Raw genomic sequence first — 15,424 nt, 5'->3', positions numbered from 1 at the left:
ACTTTTCCTACGTTCCTCAGGAGGGCTCCCATGCCCCGCACGCAGAATGACCCCGCCGTCCACGTCCCGGATCGCGCCAGCGATGAGGTTGTGGCACCGGAACCGTTGCGCAGCCCGCGCAAGGCCGCCCTGGCGGCCTTCCTGGGATCGACCCTCGAGTACTACGACTTCTTCATCTACGGCACCGCCGCGGCACTGGTCTTCAACAAGCTCTTCTTCCCGGATGCCGACCCGGCGGTCGCGCTGCTGGGATCGATGGCCACCTTCGGCGTCGGCTACCTGGCCCGGCCGCTGGGCGGCATCGTGATGAGCCACGTGGGGGACCGCGTGGGACGCAAGCAGGCACTGATGATCACGCTGCTGATCATGGGCGTCGCCTCCCTGGGCATCGGGCTGCTGCCCACATACGAACAGCTCGGCTGGTGGGCCACCGGCCTGCTGATCCTGGGCCGGCTGGCCCAGGGCTTCTCGGCCGGAGCGGAGGCCGCTGGCGCCTCCACGCTGACCGTGGAGCACTCCCCGGAAGGCAAGCGCGGCTTCTACACCTCGTTCGTGATGACCGGATATGCCTCCGGAATGGTGCTCTCGACCCTGGTTTTCATCCCCATCGCCGCGCTTCCCGAGGACCAGCTGATGAGCTGGGGCTGGCGGATCCCGTTCCTGCTCTCGGTGGTCGTGCTGGCCGTGGCCTACTGGGTCCGGACCCACTTGGATGAGACCCCGGTCTTCGAGGAAGAGGTCAAGGCGGAGAGCACCGGTGCCAAGCAGAAGGCCCCGGCCCTCATCGTGCTGCGCACCCAGTGGCGCGACGTGCTGCGCATCGTGTTCATCACCATGTACGCCGTCATGCAAACCATTTTCACCGTCTACGCCCTGGCCTATGCCACCGGCCCGCAGGTCGGCATCGACCGCACCACCATGCTGGTCATCAGCGCGGTGACAGTCGGGCTGTCGATCTTCACCATCCCGCTGGCCGGCCACCTTTCGGACCGCTTCGGGCGCAAGCCGGTGCTGCTCATTGGAATGCTGGGCTGCTCCGTGACCATCTTCGGTTATTTCTGGGCCATCGGCGAGCAGAACATCGTCTTGATCTTCGTCTTCGGCCTGCTGAACATGTCGGTCTTCTACTCGGCCTGGAACGGCGTGTGGACGGTGTTTTTCCCGGAGATGTTCGCCGCCCCCGTGCGCTACTCGGGCATGGCCATCGGCAACCAGTTCGGCCTGGTCCTCACCGGCTTCGCCCCGGCCGTGGCCACCCTGCTGACCGGTCCGGGCGAATATGGCTGGCTGCCGGTGGCAATCTTCGCCGTCAGCTGCGCGCTGGTCTCCGCGATCTTCGTGATGACCGCCCGGGAAACCGCGTTCACCCCGATCGAGGAGCTGGGCACCGGCAGCTGGGCACGCGCCAACTAGCGTCACCCTGGCCCGCCAACCCCTCGCCGGATGGCGAGGCAACCAGTAAATGTGCAAGTGGAATCGATGTTTTCGAACGTGCTTCCCATTCAACAGGCAACCTGACCACGTGTCCTGCGCCACTTCCTAGAGTTGAATCCATGCACGGCGGGCAACCGCGAAGCACCCGACAGACCCCAACAGAAAGGCCTGGACCATGTCCGGATCCACCACCGCATCCACCCCGCGCTTGCGCGTGGGCATCGTGGGATGCGGCAACATCAGCCGCAACCACCTCGAGGCCTTCACCTCCCTCGGGAATGTGGAGGTCATCGGGGTCTGCGACGTCGACATCACCCGCGCGCAGGCCACCGCCAAGTCTTGGAACCTCGCCCACGCGGTGGACTCGGTCGACGCCTTGCTGGCGCTGGGCCTGGACATCGTCTCGGTCTGCACCCCGCACCCGACCCACGAGGAAGTGGTCCTGGCCGCCGCGGCTGCGGGCGTGAATGTCTTGTGCGAAAAGCCGATTGCCGTGGATGTTGCCTCGGCGGAACGCATGGCCAATGCCTGTGCGACCGCCGGGGTCAAACTCGGTGTGCTCTTCCAGCGCCGCTTCTGGCCCGCGGCCCGCGCCCTGCGCGAGGCCATCGACGACGGCACGCTCGGCGCACCGGTCATGGGCCAGGTCTCGGTGCTGCTGCACCGCGAACCGGAATACTACTCAGCCGACGCCTGGCGCGGCACCTGGGCGAATGACGGCGGCGGGGTGCTGATGACCCAGGCCATCCACTACATCGACCTACTGCAGTGGTACATGGGCCCTGTCGCCGAAGTCTACGGGGCGATCAACACCTTCAAGCACGCAGCGAACATCGAAGTCGAGGATTCGGCCTCCGCGGTGCTGAGGTTCACCAGCGGGGCGATCGCCACGCTGACCGCCTCCACCGCCGCAAACCCGGCACTCGGGGTGCAGATCCGCATCACCGGTGCCACCGGAGCCACCGCGGAGCTGAGTGAATTCCCCGAGGGCAGCGACGGGCGCCTGACCATCATGGCCGCGGGCGACACGGTGGCCAGCACCCCGGCGCACCCGGCCGACGCCGTCGCCAACGTCGGGCTGGCCGGCATCAACGCCGCGCTGATCCCGCACCACCGCGAACAGATCGCGGAGTTCGTCCACGCCGTGACCCACTCGCACGACCCGGCCGTCACCGGGCAAGACGCCACCAACGCGTTGCGCATCCTGCTGGCGATCTACAAGTCGGCACGCACCGGGGAGCCGGTGCGCTTCGCACCATTCCCGACCAATGTCCCCACGGCCCCCGATGCTGTCGTGGCCCGGCTCGATTCCATCACCCCGGTCGCCTAGGCCCCGGCCCCATTCGTTTCCCACCCCCATGATTTGAGCGAGAACATGACAAGCACAACCCAGCAGATCGGCCTGGCCCAGCTTTCCCTGGTGGGCACCGCCCCGCCGCAATTGGTGCGCATCGCCGCCGCCGCGGGCTTCGATTTCATCGGCGCCCGGGTCCGCCCGGTCACCGCCACCGAACGCGCCTACGACCTGCAGCCGGGTTCGGCGATGCTCGCCGAAACGCTGCGTGCCGTGAAGGACACCGGGGTCGGGATCATGGACATCGAATTCCTGCTGCTCGACGGCACCGACCAGCGCACCGCCTGGCGGGCAATGATGGAAGCAGGCCAGGCGCTGGGCGCAAACAGCCTCACGGTCGCCGCCGCGCTCACCGACCACGACAAGCTGGCCGAAATCCTCGGGCAGATGGTCCGCGACGGTGACGACTTCGGCATCGTCCCGACCCTGGAGGTCATCTCCTACCAAAGCGTCAACTCGCTGCCCCTGGCGGCGAACCTGGCCCGGGACACCGGCTGCAAGCTCGTGGGCGACACCCTGCACCTGAGCCGGGTCGGCACCACCGACGAGCAGCTGCTTGAACACGCCGGGCTGATCCCGATGCTACAGCTCTGCGACGGCCCGGCCGTGGCCCCGGCGGACCGTGACGGCCTGGTCCATGAATCGCGCTCCGAGCGCGGGGTCCCGGGCGACGGTGACTTCCGCCTCGCCGAGATGGTCGCGGCCCTCCCGGCCGATCTCCCATTGAGCGTCGAGGCCCCTTCGGACTCCACGCTCGCACGCCTCGGCGAACAGGGCTGGGCCAACACGCTCAAGGCCGGAGCCGATTCCGTCGTGGCAGCCGCCAATGCGCTGCGGGCCGCGGCCCTGCTCCCGCAGTCCAAGTGAAGTCTCGAGAGGCCAACACCATGAACACCACCAACACCGCGGCAGCGGATCTGGAGATTGCTCCCGGCGTGCGGGCCCCCATGCTCGGTCTGGGGACCTGGCCGCTGCTCGGCGAGGAAGCCGCCGACAGCGTCGCCCGCGGCATCGCCAACGGCTACCGCCACCTCGACACCGCGCAGAAGTACGGCAACGAGGACGCCGTCGGCGAAGGCATTCGCCGCAGCGGCATGGCCCGCGAACAGCTCTGGGTCACCAGCAAGCTCAGCCTGCCGGGCCACTCCCGCGCCGGCGCCATCCAGAGCTACGATGCGGCGCTGAAGCGCATGGGCCTGGACTACCTGGACCTGTTTTTGGTCCATTGGCCCAACCCGCAACTCGGCGGCTACGTCGAGGCCTGCCGCGGCCTGCAGGACCTGGTGAACGCCGGACGCCTGCGCGCCTGGGGCGTGTCCAACTTCAAGGCCACCCACCTGGACGAGGTGCTGGCCGCGGGGCTGAAACCGGCCATCAACCAGATCCAGGTTGACCCGCAGCACCTGCAGAAACCCTTGCTGGAGGCCAACGCGGCACGCGGCATTGCCACTGCGGCCTACAGCCCGCTGGGCCGCGCCGGGGATTTCCTTCTTGATCCTGCCATCACCGGCCCGGCAACCGCACACTCCAAGACCCCGGCCCAAATCGTGCTGCGCTGGCACCTTGACGCCGGCCGCCTTGCGGTGCCGAAGTCGGCCAGCGACGCACGCCAGCGCGAGAACCGCGAGGTCTTCGACTTCAGTCTCACTCCCGCCGAACGCGCGGGGATCGACGCCCTGGACACCGGGGCCGGACCGCGCCTGGACTCCGACGAATACGGCCATTAGGCCCGGGACTTCACCTTCCCTCCCTCCCTTTTTGAACTGAACGGAAACACCCACCATGAGCACCACTCCCATCCAAGCATCCGAGGTCGATGTCGTTGTCGTCGGATCCGGCGCCGGCGGACTGTCCGCCGCGGTGACCGCCGCCTACCACGGGCTGAAGGTGGTCGTGGTGGAAAAGGCCGAGGTATGCGGCGGAGCCACCTCCTGGTCCGGCGGCTGGGCCTGGACCCCGGGCAACCCGCTGGCCAAGGCCGCGGGCGTCAACGAGGACCGGGAGGAATTCCGCACCTACCTGCGCCACCGGCTGGGGGCTCGCTACAACGCTGCACGCGTGGACGCCTTCCTCGAAGCGGTGCCGCACATGGTCGGCTTCTTCCACCAACGCACCTCCCTGCAATTCACCCCCGGCGCGAAGATCAACGACATCTATGGGGACACCCCCGGAGCCGGCACCGGACACCGCTCGGTGGGCCCCGCCCCGTACAACGCGCGGAACATCAAGCCCGGGCTGCGGGCCAAGATGCGCCACCAGCTCTACGCCACCAGCTTCCTGGGCATGGGCATCATGGCCGGGGAAGACCTGTCCAAGTTCCTCTCCGCCTCCCAGGGAAGCATCCCAGGCATCCTGCATGCGGCCAAGCGCGTCACCACCCACCTGTTCGACCTGGCCGTGCACCGCCGGAACATGCAGCTGGTCAACGGCACCGCGCTGACCGCACGCTTGATGAAGTCCGCCGACGACCTGGGCGTGGACATCCGCGTGTCCACCGCCGCACACCAACTGCTCACCGACGACGCGGGCCGGGTCACCGGGGTTAAGCTCAGCGGCCCGAACGGCGATTACACCCTGGCCGCCCGCCGCGGCGTGGTGCTGGCCACCGGCGGCTTCCCGCAGAACGCCGCCCTGCGCGCCGAACTCTTCCCCCACACCCCCACTGGCAACGAACACTGGTCCCTGGCCCCGGCCGAGGCCAACGGTGCGGGCCTGGACATGGCGCGGGCCGTGGGCGCACGCTTCAACACCGAAGTGGCCTCCCCTGCCGCATGGTGCCCGGTCTCTCTGATCAAGTACCCCAACGGGAAAACCGGCACCTTCCCGCACATCATGGACCGCGCCAAGCCAGGCAGCATCGGGGTGCTGGCCAACGGCAAGCGCTTCGTCAACGAGGCCAACGGCTACTACGACTACGTCGATGCCATGATCAAGGCGACCGGAGAGGGCCAGGCGGTGCAGGCCTGGCAGATCGCCGACTCGCGCTACGTCCGTCGCTTCCCGCTGGGCATGGCCAAGCCGCTTCCGGTGCCACTGACCCCGTACCTGCGCTGCGGCTACCTGGTCAAGGGCAACACCTTGGAGGAGTTGGCGGCCAAGTGCGGCATCGATCCGGCACAGCTGGCCACGACGGTCGCCAACTTCAACGCCAACGCGGCCAAGGGCATCGACCCCGAGTTCGGGCGCGGCGAAAGCGCGTTCAACCGCTACGGCGGGGACGCGAAAAACACCCCCAACCCCTCGCTCGGCCCGATCGAGAAGGGTCCGTTCTACGCGGTCAAGGTGGTGCCCGGATCCTTCGGCACCTTCGCCGGCATCGACGTGGATGCCGCGGCCCGCGTGCTCAACGAATCCGGGAACGTGATCGCCGGGCTCTACACGGCGGGCAACGACCAGGCCAGCGTCATGGGCGGGCACTACCCGGCCGGCGGCATCAACCTCGGGCCCGCGCTGACCTTCGGATACGTCGCAGCGCGCGACATGGCCGGAGCCACCGCTTATGAAGACGACGGCACCGAGGCCCCCGCGCTCGAGGATCGCACCCGTTAGCTAGCAACACCCACCGATTTCCAAACACACAACATCCCAGGAGCACCACGCCATGAACACCTACGCCATTAGCTACACCTACTCGGACGAGACCGCTTCGAGGCGCGACGAGGTCCGCCCCACCCACGTCGAGTTCCTGAAGGACCGCTTCGAGGCAGGCCGCCTGTTGGTCAGCGGTCCCGTCGACTCCGGCGCCGGCGCCCTGCTGATCATCAGCGCCGCCGACGAGGCCGACGCGCTGGCCATGATGGATGCCGACCCGTTCGCCCAGGCCGGGCTGATCACCGAGCGCGGCATCCGTCGCTGGGACATCTTCTTCGGCAAGGACAAGCTCTAGGCCCCGCGGCCCGGACGGGAGAGGACAAGACCATGCTCAGAGCACACACCACCAAGCGCCGGACCATCGAATTCCGCGACGAGGACATGCCCGCGCTGCGTCCCGGGCACGCCCTGGTGCGCGTCCAGCACGTCGCCCTGTGCGGCACCGACCTGCACATCTGGGACGACGACTATCCGACGGACCTTCCGCTGGTCCAGGGCCACGAGTTCGTCGGCATCATCGAGGCCATCGACCACGGAACCCAGGCAGTGCCGGGAGCAGAGCAGCTTCCGGTGGGTGCGCCGGTGGCGGTCAGCCCCATGGTCTACTGCAACGAGTGCGGTCCCTGCAAGGCCGGGCGCTACAACGTCTGCCAGTCAATTTCCTGCCTGGGCTGCTACGAGGACGGCGCGCTGGCCGAAGTGGTCAGCGTCCCTGTCGGCAAGCTCCATGTGCTGCCCGAGGGCATGCCCGTGAGGCTGGCCGCCCTCGGGGAGCCCGGTTCGATCGCGATGCAGGCCGTCAACCGGGGAACCCCGGTGGAAGGCGAAACCGCGCTGGTGCTGGGGTGCGGGCCGATCGGGCTGCTGGCCACCTTGTTCCTGACCGAGCGCGGGGTCACTGTCATCGCCTCGGATCTTTCGGAATCGCGCCTCGAACTGGCCCGGGCCTTCGGGGCCGTGGCCACGCTGAAGGCCGGCTCCGGCGAATTCCCGAACCCCGAACAGCAGGCCGAACTCGAGAGCTGGTGCCCGCTGTCGGGCCCGTCGCTGGTCATCGAGGCCACGGGCGTTCCGGTCTCCTTCGAGAACGCGGTCCGCCTGGCCGCGCCCACGGCACGCATCGTCCAGGTCGGGATCTCCACGGCAACCGCGGCACTGTCCATGAGAGATGTCCCCTTCAAGGAACTGGACATCCGTGGCAGCCGCAACTCGCTGAACCTGATCCCGGAGGCACTCGAGGTGCTCAACCGGCACCACGACCTCGCCTACAAGCTGATCACCCACAGCTTCGATTTGAAGCAACTCGGCCAGGCCTTCGAGACCATGCTGGATCCCGGGCAAAACGTCGGGAAGATCGTCATCGACATGCCCGCCAGCGTCCTGGCCTCCTAAGAGCCCCGTCCCCGAGTCCCACCGAACGAAAGCGCCGAACCATGAACACCCCCCTTGCCTCCCCGGCCACACCTATCACCGAGCTGGAGCCCGGCTATGACGTGGTGGTCATCGGGTCCGGTGCCGCCGGCCTGACCGCCGCGGTGCGTGCCGCCCACGCGGGGGCCAACGTGCTGGTGCTGGAGAAGGCCGCACTGCTGGGCGGAACCAGTTCCGTCGGCGGCGGCGTGATCTGGGCACCGAACAACCACCTGGCCCGCGAAGCCGGATTTGCCGACTCGAAGGCGGCCGGGGCCGCCTACCTGCACGCCGCGGCAGGCCACGCCGTGGAGCAGGCCGACATCGACTGGTTCGTTGACACCGCGGCGCAGGCCATCGAGTTCCTCGACGGCCAGACCCGGGTGAACCTCGTGCCGCTGGCACGGCCGGACTACCACATGGAATGGGACGGCGCCGCGCACGGCGGTCGAAGCCTGGACAACCTGCCGTTCTCCGGGGAAGGGTACCCCGGGCTCAGCGCCATGCTGCGCCCGCCAACCTATTTCCCGCTGCTGAGCATGATCGAGCGCGACAACCTCAACGGGCGGGCCCCCGACGCGGGGCTGCTCGCCAAACGAGCCGCCTCGGGGGTGCGCACCATGGGCGGCGCCCTGGTGGGCTCCCTGGCTGCCACCGCCCTGGACCTGGGAGTGGTCTTGGCCCTCGAGGCACCGGTGACCGACATGGTGCGCGGAGACGCGGGATGGCGTCTCACGGTGGACGGCTCGGTTGCGGTTCGCGCCGATGCGGTGGTCATCGCCTCGGGCGGGTTCGAATGGAACGAGCGGCTGCGCCGAGCGTTTTTGCCGCTTCCGGTCACACCTATCGGCGCCCCGTCGAACGAGGGCGACGGGCTGGAACTTGGACTCGCCGTCGGTGCCACGGTGCGGGACATGACAGCGGTCTGGGGCGTGCCGGTGATCACCCCGCCGGCGCAGCAATACGACTCCAGGCCCTCGGGCCGCATGGGCAACGTGGAAATGACGTTGCCGGGATCCATCACCGTCAACGCCACCGGGCGCCGCTTCGTGAACGAGGCCCTGAACTACCACGATGCCGCGCGGGTCTTCGCCAACATCGATCCGAACACCTCACACCAGGCCAACAACCCGGCATGGCTCGTGTTCGATGCCAACTACCTCGAAAAGTACCCGGTGGCCGGTTCCACTCCCGGGGTGCCCGAGGAGTGGATGACCAGCGCCGAGTCCCTGGAGGACCTGGGCCGGGCACTGGGCATCGATGCCGCCGCCCTGGCCGAAACGGTGCGCACCTTCAACCTGGACGCCGAACAAGGCGTGGACACCGAGTTTGGCCGTGGCAGCAGCGAGCAGGACCGTCACCTGGGGGATGCGTCTAACCTGCCCAACCCCTGCCTGGCACCGCTGGCGCGCGCACCGTTTTACGCGGTGCCGTTGCATGCCGGTGTGCTCGGTACCTCGGGCGGACTGGCCACCAACCACGACGGGCAGGTCCTGGACCGGCACGGCAAGCCGATCGAGGGGCTCTACGCGGCGGGGAATGTTGCCGCGAGCGTGTTCCGCAACAACTACCCCGGTGGCGGGGCAACCCTCGGCTCGGCGGTGACCCGTGCCTTTGCTGCGGGCAGGCACATCGCCGCCGAGGGTGCACGAAAGCGGGCCGCCGCAGGGGTCGTTCGCGCATGATTCCGCAGATGCCCGGGGGCACCGAGGTGCTACGCCGAACGCATACCTGCTGCATGGATGGCCTGGGCCCAAGGCCCACAAGCCATGAGCGAAGCTGTAGGCCCGGATATCTTCCGGGACTCCACACTCGTATCGCACACCAAGGAGAACCTCATGGATGATCCCATACTGGCACCCCCGCCAGATTTTAGTCCGTGGCCGGGCCGCTTCGCCCAGCGGGTGGTCCTGGTGACCGGGGCCAGCGGGGGACTGGGCTCCACCGCCGTGGAACGGCTGCGCCGGGAGGGCGCAGTGGTGGTGGCCACCGACGTGGTCGCGCCCGTCGAGGCTCCGGGGGATGACGGGCTGTCGCAGAGCCTGGACGTCACGGATCCGGGGCAATGGTCGCAGGTGCTGGAGGGGATACTGGGGCGTTTCGGCCGGCTCGACGGGGCCCTGTTTTGCCACGGGCTCCAGGGACCGGAAACGCCGGTGGACCAGATGCCCCAGGCCGGATGGAACCGGACCTTGGAAATCAACCTCACCGGGTGCCTCCACGGGTTGCAGGCCGTCTTGCCGGTGATGCGTGAGGCCCGTTACGGACGGATCGTCATGCTCGCCTCGATCGCGGGGCGGGAAGGCAACCCGAACATGGCTGCCTACTCGGTTTCCAAGGCGGGTCTGATTGCGCTGGGCAAGACCGCGGCCAAGGAGAATGCCCGCCATGGCATCTCCATCAACTGCGTCGCTCCGTCCATGTTCCAGACGCCGCTGCTTGCGGCACTTAGTCCGGAACGCAATGCCGAACTGCTCTCACGCGTGCCGATGGGGCGGGTAGGCGATCCCACCGAGTTTGCGGCGCTGGCCGCCTGGCTGCTCTCGTCCGAAGCCAGTTACATGACCGGGCAGACCCTGGATCTCAGCGGGGGCCGCAACAGTGCCTGACCTCCACCCGTGGACCACAGGCGCGCGTGGCCTGGCTGAAGCAGCTGACCCCGGCGTGCGCAAAGCGCGCAAGTGTTACGGCCGTCCGTCCGCTGACCGAACCCTGGAAGGATTCCGCACGGGGCAATTGTCGAGCGGTTCGGATGCCGGGTGATGGAGCTTGAAATACCTTGTCAACGGGGTTTTTTGAGGAACTTTGAACAAGTATCGGCTGTGTTGTCGGTGCGAAAATGCGGTCGAATGCCTGCCGTTGAAGTTCGGATTTTTACAGTGGCTTGCATCACAGCATGCAGTACGCTACGTTACAGGTTGTTCGCATTAAGTACATATGTGCGCATTACGCACAAGTACTGATCGAGCAGGCACTGCGAGGAAGCCTTGGCGAAACCCGTCCGGCACCACCAGCCCACCCAGCTAGGACATATACATTCGCACCGCGTCGGGCACCTGCCCGGCCACCAAAATTCCAGGGGAACCATCATGAAAAAGACCATCCTCCGTTCCGCGGCACTGATTGCCGCAGGCCTGCTGACAGTCACCGGTTGTTCGGCCAACGCCAAGTCCGGTGGCACGGCCGACGGGGACTTCCCGTCCAAGGACGTCCGCCTGATCGTGCCGTGGGCTGCCGGTGGCTCCGGCGACCTGACCGCACGCACCATCGCCCCGCTGCTGGAAAAAGACCTCGGCGTCAACGTGATCGTGGAAAACAAGCCGGGTGCCAACGGTTCGGTGGCCTACAACTGGCTGGCCGAGCAGGAACCGGACGGCTACAACCTGGCCATGATGGGCGTCGAGGTCGCTACCTTGCAGTTCATGGACTACGACATCAAACCCGAGAACTACGCGCCGATCGGCCAGGGGCTGGCCGGACCCGGGGCCATCGCCGTCCCCGTGGATTCCCCGTTCAAGACCCTCGAAGACCTGATTGCCGCGGCCAAGGCCAAGCCGGGCGAAGTGACCTTCTCCTCCCCGGGCATCGGCTCGGTGTGGGACTCCCCGGCAGCCGGCCTGCAGCAGTTGGCCGACATCAAGCTGACCTCGGTTCCGTTTGACGGGTCGGCCCCGGCCATCGCCGCAGCGGCCTCCGGCAAGGTCGACTTCTCCATTGACGCCATCGGTTCGCAGAAGGTCCAGGTCGACGGCGGCCACCTGCGTTACCTGGCCATGCTCACCGACGAGCGTGATCCGGACAACTCGGATGTGCCCACCGCCAAGGAAGCCGGCGTGGACCTGCAAAACGCCTCCTGGGTCGGGATCATGGCGCCGAAGGACACCCCCGAGGACGCCGTGAAGAAGCTCTCCGACGCCATGGAGAAGGCCACCGCCGACGCCAGCTACCAGGAGGTCATCAAGTCCTCGAACCTGGTGCCGACCTTCAAGGACTCCACCGAGATGGCTGCCTTCATCCAGGACGAGGCCAAGCGCTATGGCCCGTGGATCGACTATGCCAAGAACAACACCAAGTAGTTCCCTGGCCCGTCCCTGGGCACCTAAAAGTCAGCGAGGAGAGCATGACTGACCAACCACCGCTTGAAGAAATCGACCAAGACGCGGCCATCGAGTCCGCGCACCACCACGAGGAACCACTGGTCCGCGATCTTCCGGTGCGCCTGCGCGAGCTGATCGCCGTGGCCGCTTGCCTCGGTCTGGGGATCTGGATCCTGGTTGCCGGCAAGGGCATCGTCGTGCGCGGCAGTGCGGAGCTGGGCCCGGTCTTCTGGCCGAACATGCTCGGGGCCGGACTGATCCTCTTCGGCGCGGTGATCGTGCTGAACAACGTGATGCGCGGGGTCCGCAAGGCCGATGTCCCGGAGCGGATCACCACCTCGGGGCTGGCGATGTTCGGGATGACGATGGCGGTATGCATCGGCTACCTGCTGCTGTGGAACGTCCTGCAGTTCTGGATCATCACCTTTGTCGCGCTCGCTCTGTTCACCCTGGTCCTGGGCGGGCGCAGCTGGAAGGCCGTGCTGGCCTTCCCCACGGTGACCACCGCGGTCCTCCATTTCCTGTTCATCGTTGCATTGCGAGTCCCGCTATGATCACCGTTTTCACCTCACCCGTCACCGACGGCATCGCCGCGGTGATGGCCCCCGACACCCTGATGATTATCGGCATCGGCATCCTCATCGGCATGCTCGTCGGGGCCTTCCCCGGGGTCACCGCCACCATGGCCGTGGCCCTGGCCTCCGGGTTCACCCTCACCATGGAACCCACCCAGGGTCTGGCCATGCTGCTGACCATCTACGTGGCGGCGCAGTTCGGGGACAGGATCCCCGCAATCCTGATCAACACCCCCGGCACGCCGGCCTCGATAGCCACCACGTTCGACGGCTACCCGCTGGCCCGCCAGGGCAAGGCCGGCCTGGCGCTGACCACCTCGGCGCTGGGCTCGGCGGTCGGCATGATCTGCGGCATCGCGATCCTTGCGGTCGCTGCGGTCCCGCTTTCGGCCTTCGCCATGCAATTCGGTCCGGCGGAGATGTTTGCGCTGGTGGTCTTCGGGTTGACCATGATGGTGGGTGTGTCCTCGGGACGGATCTTCAAGGGCCTGGCCGCCGGTGCGTTCGGGTTGTTCCTGGCCACCGTCGGGCGCGATCCCATCACCGGGGACCAGCGCTTCACCATGGGCATCCTGGAACTGAACGGCGGAATCCCGTTCATTCCGGTGATCATCGGCTTCTTCGGGCTGGCCGAGGTCATCAACCAGATCCTCACCCACCGCAAGGGCAAGGGCATCAAGCCCATCAGCCAGATGGGCCAGTGGATGCCCGACGGCAAGCTGCTCAAGCGCCTGGCCAAGCCCACGGCCATCGGTGCCGCCACCGGTTCGGTGATTGGCCTGGTTCCCGCCGTGGGCGGGGACATTGCCGGGATCATCGGCTGGGACAACGCCCGCAAGGCCTCGAAGAAGAAGCACGAATTCGGCAAGGGCTCGCTCGAGGGACTGACCGCGGGGGACACCTCTTCCACCGCGACGCTGGGCGGATCAATCACCACCACCATGGCCCTGGGCGTGCCCGGGGACTCGGTGATGGCCGTGATGATCGGCTCGATGATGATCTGGGGCATCCAGCCCGGTCCTGGCCTGTTCAGCAGCCACCCGGATTTGATCGCGTCGCTGGTGACCATCCTGCTGATCGCCACGGTGCTCACCCTGGTGTTGAGCCTGCTGCGCATGAAGGGCGTCATCAAGCTGCTCGAGCTGCCGGACCACTTCCTGTGGGTCGTCATCCTGGTGTTCTGCATGGTCGGCACCTACTCGATCAACAACTCGGTGTTCGACGTCTTCATGATGCTGATCTTCGGCATGGTGGGTTTGTTCATGCTGCGCTTCGGGTTCCCTCCGGGTCCGGCGGTGCTGGGACTCATCCTGGGCCCGCTGGCAGAATCGAACCTGCGCCGCGCATTGCTGACCGATGGCTGGGCCTCGATCTTCACCAGCCCGATCGCCGTGGTGCTGCTGGTCATTGCCGTGGCGGCTGTTACCTTGCCACCGCTTCGCCAGTTGGTCCGCCGTCGCAAGGCGGCCAACGAGGGCAAGAAGGTGCCGACGATGCAGCCGTAATGCGGTGATCCGTCCCGCGACCGGAGACAACCCGGGGGCGGAGCCAAAATGCGTTGCACCACGTGCTGCTCCCCACCGGGAGCGCGGCGGCAACCGCGCTCCCGAGCAGTACCTCAATATGCTGAAACGTCCCGGGTGGGCTTCGAAAAGAAGCCCGCCCGGGACGTTGCTATATATAAGGAGTCGCGGAACCTATGCGTCGTGGTCCGTTTCCAGGATCGTGGCCAGGGTCTCGAGCACGGATTCTGCACCGAGGCCCTCCGCAGAAACTGCCGTGGGGAAGGCGCCGGAGGGGCGCGGATTGCGAAAAGTTGTTCCGCGACGGCTGAAGGCCGAGACCATTCAAGTCCAAGACGAACGCGGCTGAAAGAACTGTTCAGTAGTGGTATCTGGCTTGAAGAATCACCAAGTCATCTTGAATCACGAGGTAAACCAGCCGGTGTTCTTCGGTGATGCGGCGGGACCAAGAACCTTGTGCGCCGTATCTAAGTTGTTCAGGCTTCCCTATGCCGGCATAGGGATCGCGCAGGGTGGCATCAATGAGCTTGTTGATACGTTTGAGAATGTTGCGGTCGACTGATTGCCAATGGACGTAGTCTTCCCATGCGGACTGATCCCAGACGAGTCTCATGGATCAATCGCGATCGAGCTCATGCTCGGAGTGCTCTCCCGTGGTGGCGCGCTCGTATGAGTCCAACAGGCGCCGGGCGTTGGCCGGAGACCGGAACAAATAGGCTGTCTCCTGCCAGGCAGCGTAGTCATCTGCGGGCATCAGGACGGCGTTGCCGCGGCGGGAAACAATCTCCACGGCGATGCGATCCTCATTGATGCGATCGATCAGAGGAAATAGTGTTTTTCGCGCCTCGCTGGCTGAAATCGACATGGCCTGGACCTCCAAGGTTGTACGACTTTATTGTACCACTTTGGGGTTCTGTTGACATCGACCAAATCATTCGCTGGCACGACTCTTAAGCTGTCCTGCAAACGTTGGATTGGGAACACCTCGGCGCCACGCACGAGGTGCATTGAGCAGTTGAAGGCACCGGCATCGCCTGCTCTCGTGCGGTGCGCAGCCGATCTGTTCGGAAACGCAAATGTCCCGGGTGGAACTTCCTTGAGAAGTTCCACCCGGGACACAGGGCTCAAGCGCAGCGACCACGCTTAGGCGTCGTGGTCCGTTTCCAAAATCGCGGCCAAGGTCTCGAGCACGGACTCGGCACCCTCGCCATCTGCCCGCAGCACGACCTTGGTGCCGTGTCCGGCGCCCAAGCCCATCAGCGACAGGATGCTGGCGGCGTCGAGTGCGTCCTCGGCCGGCTCTCCCTCGCGGGCGATGGTGACCTCGAGGTCCTCGTTGCCGGCTGCCTCGGCGAAGATGGCTGCCGGGCGGGCATGCAGGCCCACGCGGCTGGCGATGGTGGCGATGCGTTCTGCCATGGGGAGCTCCTTGGGTTGGGG

At 66.5% G+C, this 15,424-nt stretch carries 15 protein-coding genes; 12 read left to right on the top strand and 3 right to left on the bottom strand.

All coding sequences use genetic code 11. The features are described 5' to 3' along the window. The first annotated feature begins 30 nt into the window (after window positions 1-30). From BLJ79_RS08755 to BLJ79_RS08700, 12 genes are all read left to right on the top strand, one after another. Window positions 31-1,413: an MFS transporter gene (locus BLJ79_RS08755; protein WP_083411127.1), complete on the top strand. Its 1,383-nt coding sequence runs from the start codon at window positions 31-33 to the stop codon at window positions 1,411-1,413. Between the two features lie 196 nt (window positions 1,414-1,609). Beyond that, on the top strand, window positions 1,610-2,764 hold the full coding sequence (locus tag BLJ79_RS08750; RefSeq protein ID WP_071214312.1) for a Gfo/Idh/MocA family protein: 1,155 nt from the start codon (window positions 1,610-1,612) through the stop codon (window positions 2,762-2,764). Between the two features lie 45 nt (window positions 2,765-2,809). Continuing rightward, complete coding sequence (locus BLJ79_RS08745) at window positions 2,810-3,655, top strand: sugar phosphate isomerase/epimerase family protein (RefSeq protein WP_083411126.1); 846 nt, start codon at window positions 2,810-2,812, stop codon at window positions 3,653-3,655. A 20-nt stretch (window positions 3,656-3,675) separates the two neighbouring features. Then, on the top strand, window positions 3,676-4,515 hold the full coding sequence (locus BLJ79_RS08740; protein ID WP_071214311.1) for an aldo/keto reductase: 840 nt from the start codon (window positions 3,676-3,678) through the stop codon (window positions 4,513-4,515). Window positions 4,516-4,570: 55 nt separating this feature from the next. Continuing rightward, window positions 4,571-6,337, top strand: a complete 1,767-nt coding sequence (locus tag BLJ79_RS08735; RefSeq protein WP_071214310.1) for an FAD-dependent oxidoreductase — start codon at window positions 4,571-4,573, stop codon at window positions 6,335-6,337. A gap of 52 nt (window positions 6,338-6,389) precedes the next feature. Beyond that, window positions 6,390-6,674: a YciI family protein gene (locus BLJ79_RS08730; RefSeq protein ID WP_071214309.1), complete on the top strand. Its 285-nt coding sequence runs from the start codon at window positions 6,390-6,392 to the stop codon at window positions 6,672-6,674. 32 nt (window positions 6,675-6,706) lie between these two features. Then, window positions 6,707-7,771, top strand: a complete 1,065-nt coding sequence (locus BLJ79_RS08725) for an alcohol dehydrogenase catalytic domain-containing protein (RefSeq protein WP_071214308.1) — start codon at window positions 6,707-6,709, stop codon at window positions 7,769-7,771. Window positions 7,772-7,812: 41 nt separating this feature from the next. Next, the gene (locus BLJ79_RS08720) at window positions 7,813-9,474 is read left to right on the top strand and encodes an FAD-dependent oxidoreductase (RefSeq protein ID WP_071214307.1); all 1,662 of its coding nucleotides are present in this window, start codon (window positions 7,813-7,815) and stop codon (window positions 9,472-9,474) included. A gap of 153 nt (window positions 9,475-9,627) precedes the next feature. Next, a complete protein-coding gene (locus tag BLJ79_RS08715; protein WP_071214306.1) occupies window positions 9,628-10,398 on the top strand; it encodes an SDR family NAD(P)-dependent oxidoreductase in 771 nt (256 codons plus the stop codon). A 480-nt stretch (window positions 10,399-10,878) separates the two neighbouring features. Next, entirely contained in the window at window positions 10,879-11,865 is a 987-nt protein-coding gene (locus BLJ79_RS08710; protein ID WP_071214305.1) for a Bug family tripartite tricarboxylate transporter substrate binding protein, read from the top strand. Between the two features lie 44 nt (window positions 11,866-11,909). After that, window positions 11,910-12,440: a tripartite tricarboxylate transporter TctB family protein gene (locus tag BLJ79_RS08705; protein ID WP_071214304.1), complete on the top strand. Its 531-nt coding sequence runs from the start codon at window positions 11,910-11,912 to the stop codon at window positions 12,438-12,440. Beyond that, complete coding sequence (locus tag BLJ79_RS08700; protein WP_071214303.1) at window positions 12,437-13,966, top strand: tripartite tricarboxylate transporter permease; 1,530 nt, start codon at window positions 12,437-12,439, stop codon at window positions 13,964-13,966. Before BLJ79_RS08705 ends, BLJ79_RS08700 begins: the two co-directional genes overlap by 4 nt. Window positions 13,967-14,342: 376 nt before the next feature. Here BLJ79_RS08700 and BLJ79_RS08695 read toward each other — a convergent pair whose 3' ends face one another. From BLJ79_RS08695 to BLJ79_RS08685, 3 genes are all read right to left on the bottom strand, one after another. Continuing rightward, window positions 14,343-14,597 (bottom strand): Txe/YoeB family addiction module toxin, encoded by a 255-nt coding sequence (locus BLJ79_RS08695; protein WP_071214302.1) that lies wholly within the window; start codon window positions 14,595-14,597, stop codon window positions 14,343-14,345. A 3-nt stretch (window positions 14,598-14,600) separates the two neighbouring features. Next, window positions 14,601-14,849, bottom strand: a complete 249-nt coding sequence (locus BLJ79_RS08690; protein WP_071214524.1) for a type II toxin-antitoxin system Phd/YefM family antitoxin — start codon at window positions 14,847-14,849, stop codon at window positions 14,601-14,603. 278 nt (window positions 14,850-15,127) lie between these two features. Beyond that, window positions 15,128-15,403 carry an HPr family phosphocarrier protein gene (locus tag BLJ79_RS08685; RefSeq protein ID WP_071214301.1) on the bottom strand — a complete coding sequence of 92 codons (276 nt, stop codon included), beginning with the start codon at window positions 15,401-15,403 and terminating at the stop codon, window positions 15,128-15,130. Window positions 15,404-15,424 lie beyond the last annotated feature (21 nt).

Origin of the sequence: Arthrobacter sp. UCD-GKA, assembly GCF_001863355.1 — a bacterium.
GTDB lineage: Bacteria > Actinomycetota > Actinomycetes > Actinomycetales > Micrococcaceae > Paeniglutamicibacter.
Note: the sequence above shows the minus strand (reverse complement) of the source record. Positions and strands in the feature narration are given on the sequence as shown.